We start from the raw sequence: 16,498 nt of genomic DNA on the forward strand, positions 1-16,498 counted from the left end.
GAGCGTTTCTGAACTTCGATCTGTTCAGCCTAGAAAATTTCTCGCCAAAAACCCCAGGCTCGCGGTGACCGCCAAAACGCTCGCCATGCCGCGTCCGCCGACAAAAACCATGGCGATTGCCAAAACGGCAATTCCGGCAAGAACCGGGTCAATGGTTGCAAGATCGGGCCAAATGACTTCCAGCGCACCAAATCGAACCGTGCTTGTGTCGGTGAAAAGCACGTTGATCGCAAACCAGACGGCCAGGTTCAAAATGGTTCCCGCAACCGCGGCAGTGATTGCGGACAGGGCGTTGGCAAGGACCCTGTTGCCTCGCAGTCGTTCCATCCAGGGAGCGCCGGCAAGCACAAACAGGAAGCTGGGTGCAAAGGTTACCCACGTGGTCATCGCTGCCGCCAGCAGGCCGCCTGTAAGCGGCGAGAACGCGCCAGGGTCCCGCCAGCCACCCAGAAAGCCGACAAACTGAGTTACCAGGATCAGCGGTCCCGGCGTGGTTTCGGCAAGCCCGAGGCCGTCGAGCATTTCTCCCGCACTCAGCCAGGCTTTCGTTTCAACGGCGACTTGAGCCATGTAACTGAGAAGGGCATAGGCGCCACCGAAACTGACGACAGCCAATACAGAAAAGAACTCTGCGACCTCCAATAGGACGTTGTCGGGCGCAAGCACCAATGCTGCCATCATTGGGGGAGCCATCCAGATCAGGAGCCCGACGACAACCGTTCGGAGGGTTGAAAGAAGCGACGTGCTTTCAGATTGCGCACCTTCTTCTGCAGGTATGGAGCCCGGTGGGGTTCCGAAAATCAGGCCGCTGACTGCCGCAGCAATGATGACTAACGGAAACGGTATCGAAAAGAGAAACAGCGCAACGAAGGACAAACCGCAAATAGTCCAGGCAAGACGCGATTTCAGGGCTTTCCCGCCGATTTTCAACAAGGCCTGGAGAACAATTGCCAGAACACCGGCCTTAACGCCGTAAAACACGGAAACGATGACATCCGTGTCGCCATATGCTGCATACACGAAACTGACGACCGCCATAGCGAAGGCGCCGGGAAGTATGAAAAGCAGTCCAGCGATCAGTCCGCCAATGGTGCGCGCGCATAACCATCCGCAATAGGTCGCCAGCTGTTGGGCTTCCGGCCCGGGCAACAACATGCAGTAGTTCAGGGCGTGCAGAAACCGGTCTTCTGAAAGCCATTTTCGGTTTTCGACGAATTCCTTGTGCATCACCGAGATCTGAGCGGCAGGCCCTCCAAAAGACAATAAACCGACCTTCAGGGAAACAGCGATCACTTCGGAAAGAGGTGGTGCGGAATTCTGACCGAGTGCCGATCCGTCTTGTTTGCTAGAAGATGACATTGACAACTTTTCTACTTGAAGACGGATTTTCCTACTGCCTGATGATGAAGATCATAAGACATGGAAAGCTCGTTGTTTTTCAGATGCATACCCAACTTCGGAAACATTACAAAACGGTCATTTGAAATTGGCTTTGTTGGAGACCAGATTTCCGACAGACGTTGCTGTCGATTGATCGGAGGAATTCGAGATGGTTTCGAGATATCAGACCCTCAATGAGGAACGGGGAGCTCGCAGGGCTGCAGAGCTTCGCCGTCGATTTTCGCATGTCTCCAACACCGCCATCAAGAGACCGGCCTTCGGGCTAAGATCAGAGCCTGAGGCCGCCGCATGGTCTGAAATCAAGTCGCGCCGTTCGCATGTGAATGACCTTCTGATCTGGCTCACTTTGGCTGTTATCGTCGTCTTCTTCGGGTTTGTTCTCTTCTGACGGCTGTCGCTTTTCGTTGCCGAGCCTATTTGTTTCAGGAATGGCGCGTCTTGTCGCAAGTGACAATTTGACGGTTTGACCTGCAAAGGTCAGGACGGCGACACTTGAGTGCAGACGCGTCCAAAGGCGTCACAGCGTCACGCTGGTTCAAACGACCTTGCGCTCGCATTCGATGTGATCCCGGTCAGCCGGCAGCAGGGCCCTGCGCAAAATGCCTTGATTGTCATTCAGTCCCCGTCCTTTGCCATCGGGGACAAAAGCCTTAGGAGAGTGACTTGGGACCTGCAACCGGTATCTCTGATTTACACAAGTCTTCGCTCACGAAAAGAACTGCCAGGATCGTCTGCGGTGCTCTGGTGTTTGCGAGCATTTCCTTCAGTCCTGCACACTCCGGTGAGACCGATGGGCATGACTCAACTTCACACTTTGAAATTTGCGGACCGGCCGGGCAATGGATTGATCCAGCAACTGGCAACACTGTGCCGCCAGAAGATGCACTGTTGCAGGCGGCTAAAGGCTCGATAGTGCTCTTGGGAGAATCTCATACCTCGAAGGAAGATCATCTCTGGCAAATCCACACGCTCGCGGGACTGTTTGCGCATAATCCGGACATCATCGTCGGCTTCGAGGCCTTTCCGCGTGAAACGCAGCCGGTTCTCGACAAATGGACCGCTGGCGATCTGCTCGAGGACGCGTTTCTTGAGGAAGCGCGCTGGAACGACGTTTGGGGTTATGACGCCGATTTTTATTTGCCGCTCTTCAATTTCGCCCGCCAGAACCGGCTCGACATGAAAGCGATCAATGTCGATCGCAGTCTTGTTTCAACAGTTGGCCGCGACGGTTGGGAGGCTGTTGCGGAAACGGACCGGCAAGGGATCAGCACACCGACGCCCGCAAGCCAGGCCTATCGGGAAGCGCTCGCAGCGGTTTTTTCCAGCAAGCTTTCGCATGGTATCGGGCGGGTGGCCGACAGTGACAGTGAGACGGAAACAAAAGAACCAACCGTCGAAGATATTCTTGCCCGGTCCGACTTCAACAAATTCGTTGATGCACAGCTCGTCTGGGACAGGGCCATGGCCGAAGCGTTGTTCGAAGCCAGCGAAGAGAATCCGGGCGCGCTTGTCGTAGGCATTCTGGGGCGTGGTCATGTTGAACACGGATTTGGTGTTCCACATCAACTCGAAAGCCTAGGCGCTGGAAAGATCGTTTCATTGTTGCCGGTATCTGTCACAGGCGAGTGCCGGACGATCGAGGCGTCGATCGCAGATCTGGTCTTTCTCGTGGACGACCGGGAGACGGTTCAAGACCAACCGCAACGCCCCAGGCTTGGTGTTTTTATTGAAGAGGCAAGCGACGGAGGTGTTTTGTTGAGCCACGTGTCGGATGGCAGCATCGCGCAGGCGGCAGATCTTCGCAGTGGCGATGTGGTTTTAAAAGCTGCCGGCGAAGACTTGTCGTCGACGGCAGACCTTGTTGAGATCATCCAGCGACAGGCGCCGGGCACATGGCTTCCACTTGAAATAGAGCGTGACGGTAAAATCCAGACCCTGGTTGCAAAGTTTCCGTCTCTTTCGGACACCAACTGATGCAGGGCGTTATCCGGGTCACCTTTGCCGTTGTTTGCGGGCTCACCTTTGCTTTGCCCTCCATCGCCGCGGACAGGACGATCCACTACAACGTGAACCTGTATGTCGATCCAGATGCGAGAGCGATTGAGATTGAAAATCGGATCACGGTCAATGGAACCGACAGGCTGATACTGCGGTTCGCTGACTGGCTAGATGTGGATCGGGTGATCGTAGACGGAACCACTGTTGAGCTAGATCGGCAGAGTGGCGGTGGCGTCATTTCGTTGCCAGGACGTGATCGTCAAATCGTATTCTTGACGCTAAGCGGCGACATTCCCGAAACCATACCAGCGGGATCGGATGGGGCGGCTCTCTTCGGCAGTTCAGGCTGGTTTCCCATCACTCAAGCGGAAGACTTGAGTTATGAACTTCAGGTGACCGTACCTCGTCCCTATCGGGCGGTTTCCTCAGGCCGCTTGTCTGAGGAAACAGAAACGGCCTCGTCGACTTCAGCGACCTTCATTTCGGATATGGCGCTGGAGCCTCCTTCTGTGTTCATTGGGCCTTATGCCCAGGCAGAACGGGTCTCCTCGAATGTCAGGTTAAGGACATATTTTCACAAGGATATTCAAGACTTTTCAGATCAGTATCTGGAAAAGTCCGAAGCTTATCTGAACCGCTTTTCAAGCGAGATCGGCCCGTATCCGTATCAGGATTTCCACGTCGTTTCATCGCCGCTTCCCGTTGGGTACGGATTTGTGAATCTGGCATATGTCGGCCGTATGATAGTGCCACTCCCTTTTATGCAGGGACGCTCACTTGCCCATGAGATTTTGCACAATTGGTGGGGCAACGGCGTCTTTGTCGACTATCGGGAGGGCAACTGGGCAGAGGGTCTGACAACTTATATGGCGGACTACGCGCTTGAGGCTGACAAGGGTCCGGAAGCGGCGAGACAGATGCGCCTTGATTGGCTTAGAGACTTTGCCGCATTGCCTCCCGAGCGCGATATGCCGGTGAAAGCGTTCCGGTCAAAGCGACACGATGCGTCGCAAATCGTCGGTTACAACAAGGCGGCCTTTGTTTTTCACATGTTGAAGGGCGAAATCGGCGATGAGAAGTTTACAGAGAGCCTGAAACAATTCTGGGCAGAGCATAAGTTTTCATATGCTGACTGGTCTGATTTGCGTCACGCGTTTGAAACCGTGACGGGTCGTGATCTCGGCTGGTTTTTCGAACAATGGCTTGAAAGCAAGGTTGCTCCGGAAATCCAATTGTCGATGGCCGATGTTCACCGCGGTTCCAATGGCTATGTCAGCGAGTTTACAATCCGCCAGATCGGTTCGGTCTACAGCCTGAATATTCCAATTGTGATTGAAACAAGGGGTCGCCTTGTCAGTGAACATGTCAGGCTGTCTGAGCGGGAACAAACTTTCCGGATTCAATCTGAAACCAAACCGCTGCGACTCAATGTCGATCCATCTTTCGATGTTTTTCGCCGTCTGTTGCCGGGCGAAAGCCCGGCGATCCTTCGAGATGTGACGCTAGCGCCTGCAGTGGACGTGCTTCTTCTTTCCGAACAAAGTCCATTTGTCGACGCGTCGCAAAGGTTGTTGGCGCGGCTTTTGGGCGACGACACAGTTACCACACCCATCAGCACGCATGGGCAGATAGAAAAGGCCACTGTGGTACTCGGTCCGAGCGAGGTCATCGAAGAGTTTGCCACAGCGAATGGGCTGGAAGGTTTGCCTCAAAATGATACCGGCAACACGGCAGCTGCCTGGGTGACCCGATTGGAAGATGATCTGCCTGTTATGTTGATCTCGGCCCGCGATGGTGACGCTCTGAGCGCGCTGGTACGATCGCTGCCTCACTACGGGCGCCAAAGCTATGTGACCTATGCTGGAAACAAGGCCATTGAACGGGGCATCTGGCCCGTGGAATCGAGCCCGCTGGAATTTGTGTTTCCGGATTGACCGCGTATCATCAAATCTGTTTTGCAAAGGTGGAACTGATCACAGCAGGAACGGGTAGCCGCCTTCCAGTTTCAAAAGCGCAATCTTGGTGTCCGTGCCGCCTGAGCCCGAGTATCCACCAAGTCCATTTGCCGACAGAATACGATGGCATGGAATTATGATGGGGATGGGATTGGCACCGCAGGCCTGACCAACGGGCTGACCATAGGTGTCCAATTCCCTGGCGACATCGCCATAGGTTCTGGTTTCGCCATACGGGATCGCCAGCATTGCCTGGAAGACCGACTGGTGAAGTTCTCCGCCTTTCGGGGCAAGCGGCAAGTCAAAGTCTTTCAGCGTTCCATCCAGATATGCTTGGATCTGATTTGCTGCTTCAAGCAGCAAAGGCGTTTCCTCTTTGCCTGGGGTGCCATTCCAGTGTAACTGGGTAATCGCGCCTTCATCCTCCCGGATGGATAGGCGCCCGAGCCACGTTTCTATTTCCAAAATGGGCATGCCTGTCTCCGGCCTTCTTCAATTTCTGTATCCGGTGACCGTTTCAAGTGCAAGCTATGCATCAGGCCGAGCGTGCCGTTCGAATGCGCCCAAGTGAGCAAGATAGAATTGCGAGGACGCAAGGCGTATGAGGCAAAACAAAGGGCAGAAGCCAATTGCAGGCGTCGAGTTGCCGTCAGCACCCTTGGCGGGCATCGGGCTTATCGTTCTTGCGGCCCTGAGTTTTTCAATTCTGGATGCTGTGGCGAAGTATCTTTCGGCAACTCTGCCGACGCTGCAGATCGCCTGGATACGATTTGTCAGTCATGCCGTTCTGGCGATCATTGCCTTCAGGGTATGGAACGCTCCGTCATTGCTCAAGACCGAGAGACCCGTTCTTCAGATCATCAGAACGCTCTGCCTGCTTGGCACCACAGTTTTCAATTTTCTCGCTGTCCGTTATCTCCAGCTGGCAGAGACGACTGCCATCATGTTTGCCGGACCTCTGCTCATCACTGCACTGGCCGGACCTTTGCTTGGAGAGTGGGCGGGTCCCAGGCGATGGGTGGCCATTCTTGTCGGCTTCGGTGGTGTTCTCTTCGTAACCCAGCCAGGTACAGGCGCTATGCACTGGGCTGCGATCTATTCCGTTGCAGCAATGATAAGCTATGCTCTTTATGCGCTGCTGACCCGGCAGCTTACTGCAACCGAAAATTCCGCAGGGATGCTGATCATCTCCGGTTTGCTTGCGTCGATCCTGATGACACCCTCCGGTCTGAGCGTCTGGGTGATGCCACCCGACCTTTGGACATGGATATTGTTGCTCGGGACTGGTGTACTTGGCGCCGGCGGACACATGCTTTTCATAAAGGCGCACACGCTTGCACCTGCGCCGGTGCTTGCGCCTTTCATGTATTCCCAAATCATCTGGATGATCGGGCTTGGCCTCATGTTCTTCAATGACGTCCCGACCGTGACGACCTTGATCGGGGCGGCAATCGTGGTTGCCTCCGGGCTCTATATTCTTTACCGCGAGCGCGTGAAGTCGCTTTGACTTTGTTGCTGCGGGCAACGGCACGCTTGGAATCAATCATGAGTGGCGGTTGACGCGACACCTGTCTTTCCCTCTTAATACGAGCTGGATTTACCGACTGGCCAGAAAGGGCCGCCAGCCTGTTTAGGAGGAATGGGATGGACTTGAGCCGCCGCACGTTTTTGGGAGGCGCTGCCGCCATTGCGGGCACGCTTGCCATGCCGCACGTCGCGCGGGCAAATGCCGCAGCGAATGCATATTTCAACGGCTATCAGGATGACAATGGTTTCCAATACAGGCGAACCAATCTGAACCGGATAGAACCCGTCTGGCGCAAGCAGATGGTGAAGTACTTCAGTCCGGAACCGCCCGGTACCGTCGTTGTCGACACCACCAACCATTTTCTCTATTGGATCTGGGAAAACAACACAGCGCTTCGCTACGGCGTAGGTGTTGGTCGTGAAGGCTTCAAATGGTACGGCCGAGCGCGAATTGACCGCAAGGCCCTTTGGCCGCGCTGGGTGCCGCCGCCTGAGATGCTTAAGCGTCAACCCGATTTGCCGCGCAAGGTGGATGGCGGTGCAGCCAACAATCCGCTTGGCCCGCGGGCTCTGTACCTTTACCGGAACGGACAAGATCTCGGGTACCGCTTGCACGGAACTCTGGAGCCGTGGAGCATCGGACATGACGTCTCCAGCGGATGTATCCGCATGTTGCCCGAAGACGTTATCGATCTTTACCAGCGCTGCCCCAAGGGAACAGCCGTACTGGTGCTTGAACATCTTGGTGCCAACGCCGGATAAGTCTGGCGCGGTGCTGTTTTGCAAAGAATTTGGGGGCTTCGTTGGGTAAGTGGTTGGGCCGGTCAGGCCAGGGCGTGATTGTCGCCGGCATATGTTTGTTGGGGTTGGCAGGGTGCAACAGCGCGGGCGGTTTGACGTCGCCTGACGTTACAAATGCGCCTGCAGCAGGTTTTGTTGAAATCAAACCTGGGTCCGAAGAAGAGTTCATCATGAATGTCGGTCGCCGGGTTTATTTCGCCAAAGGGTCGTCGGTCGTCAGCGATGAGGCGAAGATGACGCTTCAGAACCAGGCCAAATGGCTAAAAGACAACAGGAAGTGGCTGGTGAAAGTTCAGGGTCATGCAGACGATCCGGGCAGTGAGGCAGCGCAAAAAACACTTTCCACCAAGCGGGCCGATGCCGTTGTGGCTGAACTGGTCAAGCTGGGCGTGCCGTCGCAGCGGGTCTGGGCCAAAGGCTATGGCGTCGAGCGTCCGGTGACGGATTGTGACGAAGTGGCCTGTCAGTCGCAAAATCGACGCGTCGTGGTCAATTTGCGTGAGGAGTATGACGATTCTGCACCTCAGGCGCGTCGATAAGGCGCGTGCCTCAGATAAATAACAAAAATCTGTTTACCGCGAAGGCAGAGGGCTGTAACGCTCTCTGCCACTGCCGCAGCGGTCACCTGAGAACAATAAATGTCTGAAGACAACGGATCATCGTCTCCTACGCCGAACCTTCCGCCGAAACCCGGCAAGCGGCTGACACTGGGACATATCGCAGACCAGCTGGGCATTTCGACCGCGACGGTTTCGCTGGCGCTTCGTGACAGCCCGCTTGTCGCAGAAGAAACGCGTGAAAAGGTCAAGCAGACCGCGCAGGAAATTGGTTATATCTACAATCGGTCGGCTGCGTCGCTCCGGACAGCGCGCAGTCAGATTGTCGGCGTGGCTGTCCATGACATTCTGAACCCGTTTTTCGCCGAAGTCTTTTCCGCTCTCGAAGATGTTCTTGAAGAACAAGGACAGATGATCTTCATCTGCAATCACCGGGACGACGTGAAACGGCAACGGGCGTTTGTGAACACGCTTTTGCAGCATCGCGCAGATGGATTGATCCTGTGCCCTTCGGTTGGCACCTCGGCTGAGGAGATCAATCGACTGGTGGACCAGGGTATACCCGTCACTCTTGTTGCTCGCGAGGTTCAGGGCGTCTGGGCTCCGTGTGTGCGTGGTGACGATTTGTCCGGGACTTTTCAAATCACCAGGCATCTGCTTGCCCAGGGGCACAAGGATATCGCCATGATTGGCGGGCGCCGCGACAGTTCCACCGGCAAGTATCGAAACGCGGGATGGCGCAAGGCGATGAGTGAGGCAGGGCTCGATCCAGACAGCCAGCTTGATCTGCCTGAGTTGATGACGCAGGCCGACGGACGTGCGGCCGTGTCCAAGGTTCTTGAAGTTCAGCAGCGGCCGACGGCCATTGTCGGTTTCAATGACCTGGTTGCCTTCGGTCTGATGACGACCTTCCGTCGCGCCGGAATCGAGCCCGGACCGGATATTGCCGTGACGGGTTATGACGATATCGACGGGGCTGATGCCCGGACACCTGCGCTGACATCCGTCAACAGCCAACCCGACAAGATCGGCAGACTGGCTGCCCTGACCCTGTTGCGGCAAATCGCCGGTGATCGCGTTCCCAACACGCCCATCGTGATTGAACCCGAACTCAAGGTTCGCGAGAGTTCTCCGCCTCCGGGTGTCCGCCTAGCTCAGAAATTGGCTGATTAGCCCCCTGATTTAGGGTCAATACGTCAAAAGGGGCGGCTGTAGCCGCCCTTTCATTTTTTCGACAACCATCATCGTGGTTCGTCCATTAGGCCTTTGAAAATGGCATAACAGGCGAGCAGGAGGACGATGGTGAAGGGAAAGCCCGTGGAGACCGCCATTGCCTGCAATGCGCCCAATCCTCCACCGAGCAGCAGGGCGATCGCAACAAGGCCCTCAAAAGTGCACCAGAATACCCGCTGTGACACCGGCGCGTCGACCTTGCCTCCCGCGGTTATCGTGTCGATTACCAGCGAGCCTGAATCGGACGAGGTAACGAAGAACACGATCACCAGAACAATGGCGATAAACGAGGTGATCGAAGCAAGTGGCAGGTCGGCGAGCATGCCGAAAAGCGAAAGCTCGGGACTGTAACTCGCAATCACGTATTGATGGACCTGACTGCCTTCAGGATCAGCCAGAACCTGTTCGATTGCGGTTTGGCCGAACGCCGTCATCCAGATGACCGAAACGATGGTCGGAATGATCAGCACGCACACGACGAATTCCCGCACGGTTCTTCCCCGGCTGACACGGGCGATGAACATGCCGACGAAGGGCGACCAGGAAATCCACCAGGCCCAGTAAAAGGAGGTCCAGCCCTGACGAAAGCCGTCATCGTCTCTACCAAACGGCATCGAAAGAGGAATGATCTCTTGCGCATATGAGGCGAGATTGGACACGAAACCTGATACCAGCGTCGCAGTCGGCCCTGCAAAGATCACGAAGAGGAGCAAAAGGGCCGCAATCAGCATGTTGATTTCGGACAGTACCTTCACGCCGCCATCAAGGCCGCGCAAAACCGAAATCAGTGCAACTGCCGTTATGCCGATGATCAGGACGACCTGCGCCGTGTTGCTGATCGGAATTCCGAAAACGAAATCGAGGCCGGCATTCGCTTGCTGCGCACCGAAGCCCAAAGATGTCGCGAGCCCGAACAGGGTCGCGAAAACCGCTAGAATATCGATGATGTGCCCTGGCCATCCCCAGGTGCGCTCTCCGAAAATCGGGTAAAAAACCGACCGCATTGTGAGCGGCAAACCCTTGTTGAATGAAAACAAGGCAAGAGCCAACGCGACAACGGCGTAGATCGCCCAAGGATGCAGTCCCCAGTGAAAGATCGTTGCCGCCATTCCCATGGCCTTTGCGGCGGCGACATTTTCTGCGATCAGATTGCCGTCGGCATCAAACGGAGCAGGCACGCCGACCGGTGAGGAAAAAGCCATGTGATAGACCGGCTCCAGGACACCGAAAAACATCAGCCCGATGCCCATCCCTGCGGCGAACAACATGGCGAACCAACCGAAATAGCTGTAGTCGGGTTCCGCGTCCTTACCGCCTATGCGCACATTGCCGAGCGGGGTGACAATAAGCGCGAGGCAGGCAACGACGAAGATGTTGCCGGAGATGATAAAGAACCAGTCCAGGTTGGATGTCAGCCATTTACGCAAAGCGTCAAACAGGGGGCCAACATCATTTTGAAAAGCCAGCGTGAGGAAGGTGAACGCGGCAATTGTCAGGCCGGATACCAGAAAGACCGGATTGTGAATGTCCAGATTGAACGGGCCGACCTTGGCTTCAATATTGTCCTGGCCAATTTCATAGTCCGTGTCGATGATATTGGCATCGCCTTCAGGATTGCGGATGCCCTGGGATGTGTCGCTGTCGCTCATGGGCGCGTTCCTTGTGTTGGGTGAAAGGCGTTGTCTGACGTGGAATACGGCAATGCCATCGTGGCCGGAGTGGAAATCATTGATTTAGGACCAGATTCGACCGGTGTTGGAATAACAGTTCGCATTCGGGCCACTTTGTCCAGACCCGGAATTGCACCGGAGAATCGCATGGTACGAGCACCCTGGGTGCGTGTCGTATGACCGAATCCAATGAGACTGATCGCGTCACGGCAGATTGACCCTTTGGCTGCAAGGCAAGGCTCTGCGGCCAGCGCTCTCGCCAGTTCGGACGGGTATGTCAGATTACAAAGGGCGTATAGATGATCAATCAAAATTCCCTCCCTGATCTGCTCGATGAGAAACGATTGGAATACGCTCGAGAAGATGTTCCAGCGGTGGCCGCTATTTCGGAAATTTTGAAGTTTTTTTGGTTGGTCTTGGTGCGCTCCGCCACCGTTCCAAAATACTGTGAAGCAGGCGGGGCGTGCAGTCAAATACGGCATCTGGAAATTGGAAGGCGACGCGGATCGGCGTGAGCCGGTTAAAGCTCGGAATGAGTGATCAGATTCTTGATGCCAGTGCTGAGTCCCTGCAGGATTGATAGGCAACGCACTTGTTCCGCCCGGAGGATTTGGCTTCGTAGAGCGCCGTATCGGCCTTTTGCATCAGCGTCGAGAATTCCACGTCTTCGCGTGATGCGGTTGCAAGCCCGAGACTGCAGGTTATCGTCTGCTTCACCCTGTCGAACTGGCATTCATTCACGATCTTCTCGCGCAGGCGTTCGCAAACCTGCATGGCGTCGTCCATGTCGGTTTCGTTGAGGATCATGCAGAATTCTTCCCCGCCGACCCGGCCGAACACGTCAACAGCGCGCAGTTCACTTCCGACCGTGTGGGCAAATCTCGCCAACACTTCGTCGCCGGTGGAATGACCATGCATATCGTTGATCTGCTTGAACTTGTCGATGTCGAGCATCACCGCAGTAAACGGGCGCTTGGTTCGCCGGAAGCGCTGGATTTCCGTGTTGGCACGTTCAAGGAACGCACGTCGGTTCAAAATCTGGGTCAGATCATCGATGCTGGCGACGCGTTCAAGACTGATTTTCGCATCCATGAGCGCCTGATGATCTCGTTGCCGGGCGATTTCGTGGCCTACCCAGTCGGCGAACTGGCGTATGATCTGAATGTCTTCGGGCGTGAAGTCGCGTGTTCTTTTCTCAGGCGCAGAAAAGTTGATCGTTCCGTGGACAACACCGTCGACCAGCAAAGGAGCGCCAATATAGCTTTCCAGCGCAAAGATGCCGTAACAGGGGTGTTTCGCGAAAGGTGACTCTGCTGCATTCGACGTTGCGATCGGCTCATCGGCCGACAAGGCAACCGTGCAGTAGGTGTCCTTAAGGTCAAAGGACGTTCCCGGGACGAGTTCGGCATTCGGACTTAGGGCGTGGGTGATCGTGTAGTGCTCGTCAATCACATGCGAGATTATGCCGAAGGGAAGATCGAAATGCTCACAGCCGAGCCTCAGGATTTCTGCGATCTTGTCTTCGTGTCCGAGTTCGCGCGTTGACGTTATCGCATAGAGTTCAGCAAGCGTTCGTTCGGTTTTTTTCCGATCCGTAATATCGGTGACAAGCACCACGAGACCGTCCACTTCACCACTTTCATTGAGACGGGGCGTCGCCTCCAGAAAACACTCCCTGCTCACGCCATCCGGAAAGCTGAACCTTGCTTCGTGGGTTACCTTGTCGCCTGCCAACGCATTTTGGAAAACCGTGCGAACGATTTCTCTTTCCTTCCAGGGCAATCGGTCCCGAAGCCGGGTTCCCAACAATTCTTCCGGTGTTCCATTGAACCAACGGCAGCCGGTTTTGTTGATGAAAAGGCAGTTCCCGTCCTTGTCCGCTTCCGTGATGCTGGCCGACACATTATCCGCAATCAGCGACAGGTTCTTGTAGGCGCTTTCGGCCTGGGCTCTGGCTTCCTTCAATTCGGTGATATCCGCGCGAATACCGGCAATTCCCCCCGTGCGTGTGCGGGTCTCCGAGATCCTGATCCAGCGCCCGTCCTGCAGTTTCTGTTCAAGGACCTTGCCATCGGCTTTCTGGTGCCACTTCAGCCGCTCGCTGAGCCATTGCTCTTGCGGCAGGTCACCGGTGTCATATTGAGCCTTTCCGAGGCCAAATCTCAGGATGTCTTCGAACCGGTTGCCTGGAAACATTGCCGGAGCCGAATGGGCGTAAATGTCCCTGTAATTGTCATTGCACAGGACGAGCCGGTCGTCGGCATCAAATATCGCAAACCCTTCCAGAATGGCGTCCAGTGCGTCTTCCAGTGTGAGGGCAATGTCGCTGAGTTTGCTTTCAAGTGCTTTGCGTTCACTGATATCCCGGGCAATGAACAAGATGCCGGAGACATCACGTTCGGCGTTGAACAAAGGTGCGCTGACAACTTCAACCGTTGTTTTCGACCCATCGCCAAGAACAAGGTCGATCGTGTGCGTTAGTTTGTGCTGTTTTTCTGACGGCCCTCGATAGAGATCTGCCATCTGTTCGAATTGGGTGGGGTCGGCGAAGAAGCGCTTGGTTTGAGAACCGATCAGCTCAGTCCTGTCGACGCGGAACAGTGTCTCCATCGCCTTGTTGACGAAGACGATGGTTCGTTCGGCATCGGTCACGAGCACGCACTCTTTCAGATCGCCAAACGACTGATCCAGATTCAGAGTTATGCTTTCGATCATCAATGCCCCCGTTCCACGCGAATACCTCGGGTTCGACGTTATCAAGGGGATAAAAGTTTAAGAAATAGACTACGTAAAGGAAAATACCGCAGTTATTCAGAGATTTCTAAATTCAGTCGTGGGTGAGTATTTGTGATTACACAACCAACTAAGGTTTTGAGTTGGTTTCTACATAGTCTTTGACCCGATCAAGCGCGAATTTGATGTTTTCGGTTGAATTTGCGTAGGACAACCGGACATATCCCTCACCTAGAATTCCGAAGTCCGGGCCTCCGATCGTGGCGACACCTACGTCCTCGAGAAGTGCAGATGCAAGCTCTTTCGCCTTCCAGCCGGTTTCTTGAATATTCGGGTAAGCGTAAAAGGCCCCTCGTGGGGTCCGGCATGTAATGCCGTCAATTGCATTCAGCCCGTTGACGATCACCGACCGCCTCGCATCGAACTGCGCGACCATGTCGATGACTGCGTCTTGAGGGCCCTCAAGTGCCGCCAGCGCGGCGTATTGGGTCGGCGCATTGACACAAGACCAGGCGTTGACCGCAAGTTTACGCGCCTTGTCGATCAGTTGTTCCGGCCAGAGCGAGAAGCCGATACGCCAGCCTGTCATGGCATAGGTTTTCGACCAGCCGTCAAGCAGGATCAGGCGGTCACGCAATGACGGGAATTGCAGTAACGAAACATGTTCCATGCCATCATAGGTCATTTGAGAATAAATTTCGTCGGACAGAACCGCGACATTCGGGTGTTTTTCCAGGCCGCTGACCAGTTTTTCGATCTCAGATCGCGGTGTTACACCACCCGTCGGATTTGCCGGTGAATTCAAGATCAGCAAGCGTGTCTTGTCTGTGATCAGAGACAGCGTTTCTTCGGCTGAAAAAGCAAAGTCATTCTCTTCACGGATCGGCACCGGAACCGGGCGCGCACCTGTGAACTCGATCATTGAGCGATAGATCGGGAAGCCGGGATCTGGATATAGGATCTCCGTGCCGGCTTCGCCAAACATCAGGATGGCCATATACATCGTGACCTTGCCGCCGGGCACAATCAGGACTTGGCCAGGATCTGTCTCGGTTCCATGACGTTTTAGAAGGTCAGCCGAAACGGCCTCTCTCAGCGGCGCGATTCCCGTCGCCGGTGTGTATCCGTGATGTCCGTCCTGCAGCGCCTTGATGGCGGCTTCGACAATGTGAGCCGGCGTTTTAAAATCCGGCTGTCCGATGCCCAGATTGATGATGTCTCGGCCTTGACCGACCAGCTCGGTTGCGCGAGCCAATACGGCGAAGGCATTTTCTTCGCCGATCCGGTCAAAGCCGGCAATTGTTTTCAGCATCGGGATCTCCCGTTTCAATCTGTCCTTCCAGCAAAGGTAGTGTCTTCTGCAAATCCTTGGAAAGGCGGCATGAGGGTGAATCGGTTCGGGTGAGTGGCGGAAATTTCGAGCAGGCTCTCCCATTGCGCCACGTATGTGCTTATATTCGCCGCCAAGACGCCTGCTTCGCAGGCTTGACCATCACTCCTCATTCCAGGAAGTTGCGCAATGTCTGCGACACAGGACGCTTCTGCACAGATCCCTGTTACCGTGTTAACGGGGTATCTCGGAGCCGGAAAAACCACTCTTTTGAACCGGATTTTAACTGAAAATCACGGCCAGCGTTATGCGGTGATCGTGAATGAGTTCGGAGAGGTCGGTATCGACAACGATCTCCTGGTGGAGTCCGACGAAGAAATTTTCGAAATGAACAACGGCTGCATCTGCTGCACGGTCCGCGGCGATCTGATCCGGACTGTGCAGAACCTGATGAAACGCAAAAATGCGTTTGATGCGATCATAGTTGAAACCACGGGAATTGCAGATCCTGCACCCGTCGCCCAGACTTTCTTCATGGATGATGATGTTCGGGCCGCGGCGCGTCTAGATGCGGTTGTTGCCGTGGTCGATGCAAGGCATGTGCTTCAGCGGTTGGAAGATACTGAGGAAGCTGAAGACCAGGTGGCTTTTGCTGATGTCATCCTGATCAACAAGACGGATCTGGTCAGTTCCGAAGAATTGGCCAATGTCGAAGCCCGTATCCAGTCGATCAATCCGTACGCCGTGTTGCACCGGAGCGAGCGTTGCGGTGTCGAGATCGCGAAGGTTCTGGACCGAGGAGCTTTTGATCTCGACAGGATCCTGTCCCTCGACCCTCATTTTCTTGCACATGGTCACCACTCCGATGAGTGTGGCCCGAATTGCGATCACGATCACCACTCCGATGAGTGTGGCTCGAATTGCGATCACGATCACCACCATCACCGCGGTCACGATCATGCGCATGGCCGCCATCATCATCATGGGGACACCCACTCGGTGAAGAGTATTTCGCTCAAAGCCGGCGACCTCAATCCCGACATGTTTTTTCCATGGATCAATCAGGTGACACAGGTGCAAGGGCCGAACATCCTGCGTATGAAGGGCATTCTTGCTTTCAAGGACGATCCACAACGATATGTCATCCAGGGTGTTCACATGATTGTGGAAGGTGATCATCAGCGCGACTGGAAAGAAAGCGAGCCGCGTGAGAGCCGGTTGGTGTTCATTGGTCGCGATCTCAATTGGGATGTGCTTAGAGACAGCTTTGCCGCCTGCGCCGCTCAATAAGGA

14 protein-coding genes are annotated in these 16,498 nt (G+C 55.0%); 8 read left to right on the forward strand and 6 right to left on the reverse strand.

Annotation, left to right across the window (positions count from 1 at the left end; all coding sequences use genetic code 11):
* Positions 1 to 24: 24 nt before the first annotated feature.
* Positions 25 to 1,359 carry a chromate efflux transporter gene (chrA, locus tag FIV00_RS05515; RefSeq protein ID WP_152499806.1) on the reverse strand — a complete coding sequence of 445 codons (1,335 nt, stop codon included), beginning with the start codon at positions 1,357 to 1,359 and terminating at the stop codon, positions 25 to 27.
* Positions 1,360 to 1,549: 190 nt separating this feature from the next.
* On the opposite strand from chrA, the gene FIV00_RS05520 reads away from it, so the two are divergent.
* From FIV00_RS05520 to FIV00_RS05530, 3 genes are all read left to right on the forward strand, one after another.
* Complete coding sequence (locus FIV00_RS05520) at positions 1,550 to 1,789, forward strand: hypothetical protein (protein WP_152499807.1); 240 nt, start codon at positions 1,550 to 1,552, stop codon at positions 1,787 to 1,789.
* A 275-nt stretch (positions 1,790 to 2,064) separates the two neighbouring features.
* Entirely contained in the window at positions 2,065 to 3,375 is a 1,311-nt protein-coding gene (locus FIV00_RS05525) for a ChaN family lipoprotein (protein WP_152499808.1), read from the forward strand.
* Positions 3,375 to 5,333 carry a M1 family metallopeptidase gene (locus tag FIV00_RS05530; protein WP_152499809.1) on the forward strand — a complete coding sequence of 653 codons (1,959 nt, stop codon included), beginning with the start codon at positions 3,375 to 3,377 and terminating at the stop codon, positions 5,331 to 5,333. Before FIV00_RS05525 ends, FIV00_RS05530 begins: the two co-directional genes overlap by 1 nt.
* A 39-nt stretch (positions 5,334 to 5,372) precedes the next feature.
* Here FIV00_RS05530 and FIV00_RS05535 read toward each other — a convergent pair whose 3' ends face one another.
* Positions 5,373 to 5,828 (reverse strand): methylated-DNA--[protein]-cysteine S-methyltransferase, encoded by a 456-nt coding sequence (locus FIV00_RS05535; RefSeq protein ID WP_152499810.1) that lies wholly within the window; start codon positions 5,826 to 5,828, stop codon positions 5,373 to 5,375.
* A gap of 127 nt (positions 5,829 to 5,955) precedes the next feature.
* Between FIV00_RS05535 and FIV00_RS05540 the strand changes: the two genes are divergently transcribed.
* The 4 genes from FIV00_RS05540 to FIV00_RS05555 all read left to right on the forward strand — a co-directional run bounded on the left by FIV00_RS05540 (position 5,956) and on the right by FIV00_RS05555 (position 9,412).
* Complete coding sequence (locus FIV00_RS05540; RefSeq protein WP_152499811.1) at positions 5,956 to 6,861, forward strand: DMT family transporter; 906 nt, start codon at positions 5,956 to 5,958, stop codon at positions 6,859 to 6,861.
* Between the two features lie 137 nt (positions 6,862 to 6,998).
* Entirely contained in the window at positions 6,999 to 7,643 is a 645-nt protein-coding gene (locus FIV00_RS05545; RefSeq protein ID WP_152499812.1) for a L,D-transpeptidase, read from the forward strand.
* 41 nt (positions 7,644 to 7,684) lie between these two features.
* Positions 7,685 to 8,221 (forward strand): OmpA family protein, encoded by a 537-nt coding sequence (locus FIV00_RS05550; protein ID WP_247649344.1) that lies wholly within the window; start codon positions 7,685 to 7,687, stop codon positions 8,219 to 8,221.
* Between the two features lie 99 nt (positions 8,222 to 8,320).
* Positions 8,321 to 9,412 (forward strand): LacI family DNA-binding transcriptional regulator, encoded by a 1,092-nt coding sequence (locus tag FIV00_RS05555; RefSeq protein ID WP_152499813.1) that lies wholly within the window; start codon positions 8,321 to 8,323, stop codon positions 9,410 to 9,412.
* Between the two features lie 68 nt (positions 9,413 to 9,480).
* On the opposite strand, the gene FIV00_RS05560 is transcribed toward FIV00_RS05555, so the two are convergent.
* From FIV00_RS05560 to FIV00_RS05575, 4 genes are all read right to left on the reverse strand, one after another.
* Positions 9,481 to 11,121, reverse strand: a complete 1,641-nt coding sequence (locus FIV00_RS05560) for a BCCT family transporter (RefSeq protein ID WP_152499814.1) — start codon at positions 11,119 to 11,121, stop codon at positions 9,481 to 9,483.
* Complete coding sequence (locus FIV00_RS05565; protein WP_152499815.1) at positions 11,118 to 11,453, reverse strand: hypothetical protein; 336 nt, start codon at positions 11,451 to 11,453, stop codon at positions 11,118 to 11,120. The genes FIV00_RS05560 and FIV00_RS05565 overlap by 4 nt, the downstream gene beginning before the upstream one ends.
* A gap of 229 nt (positions 11,454 to 11,682) precedes the next feature.
* Positions 11,683 to 13,857 (reverse strand): diguanylate cyclase, encoded by a 2,175-nt coding sequence (locus tag FIV00_RS05570; RefSeq protein ID WP_152499816.1) that lies wholly within the window; start codon positions 13,855 to 13,857, stop codon positions 11,683 to 11,685.
* 148 nt (positions 13,858 to 14,005) lie between these two features.
* A complete protein-coding gene (locus tag FIV00_RS05575; protein ID WP_152499817.1) occupies positions 14,006 to 15,187 on the reverse strand; it encodes a pyridoxal phosphate-dependent aminotransferase in 1,182 nt (393 codons plus the stop codon).
* A 207-nt stretch (positions 15,188 to 15,394) separates the two neighbouring features.
* Here FIV00_RS05575 and FIV00_RS05580 point away from each other — a divergent pair, with 207 nt between their 5' ends.
* Positions 15,395 to 16,495 carry a GTP-binding protein gene (locus FIV00_RS05580; RefSeq protein WP_152499818.1) on the forward strand — a complete coding sequence of 367 codons (1,101 nt, stop codon included), beginning with the start codon at positions 15,395 to 15,397 and terminating at the stop codon, positions 16,493 to 16,495.
* Positions 16,496 to 16,498 lie beyond the last annotated feature (3 nt).

The sequence above is a fragment of the Labrenzia sp. THAF82 genome (genome assembly GCF_009363435.1).
Lineage (GTDB): Bacteria > Pseudomonadota > Alphaproteobacteria > Rhizobiales > Stappiaceae > Roseibium > Roseibium porphyridii.

Bases quoted from the DNA above. Each gene is read 5' to 3' on its own strand.
- FIV00_RS05540 (WP_152499811.1), top strand. From the start codon at position 5,956: ATGAGGCAAAACAAAGGGCAGAAGCCAATTGCAGGCGTCGAGTTGCCG.
- FIV00_RS05560 (WP_152499814.1), bottom strand. From the start codon at position 11,121: ATGAGCGACAGCGACACATCCCAGGGCATCCGCAATCCTGAAGGCGAT.
- chrA (WP_152499806.1), bottom strand. From the start codon at position 1,359: ATGTCATCTTCTAGCAAACAAGACGGATCGGCACTCGGTCAGAATTCC.
- FIV00_RS05555 (WP_152499813.1), top strand. From the start codon at position 8,321: ATGTCTGAAGACAACGGATCATCGTCTCCTACGCCGAACCTTCCGCCG.
- FIV00_RS05545 (WP_152499812.1), top strand. From the start codon at position 6,999: ATGGACTTGAGCCGCCGCACGTTTTTGGGAGGCGCTGCCGCCATTGCG.
- FIV00_RS05570 (WP_152499816.1), bottom strand. From the start codon at position 13,857: ATGATCGAAAGCATAACTCTGAATCTGGATCAGTCGTTTGGCGATCTG.
- FIV00_RS05580 (WP_152499818.1), top strand. From the start codon at position 15,395: ATGTCTGCGACACAGGACGCTTCTGCACAGATCCCTGTTACCGTGTTA.
- FIV00_RS05530 (WP_152499809.1), top strand. From the start codon at position 3,375: ATGCAGGGCGTTATCCGGGTCACCTTTGCCGTTGTTTGCGGGCTCACC.
- FIV00_RS05535 (WP_152499810.1), bottom strand. From the start codon at position 5,828: ATGCCCATTTTGGAAATAGAAACGTGGCTCGGGCGCCTATCCATCCGG.
- FIV00_RS05520 (WP_152499807.1), top strand. From the start codon at position 1,550: ATGGTTTCGAGATATCAGACCCTCAATGAGGAACGGGGAGCTCGCAGG.
- FIV00_RS05575 (WP_152499817.1), bottom strand. From the start codon at position 15,187: ATGCTGAAAACAATTGCCGGCTTTGACCGGATCGGCGAAGAAAATGCC.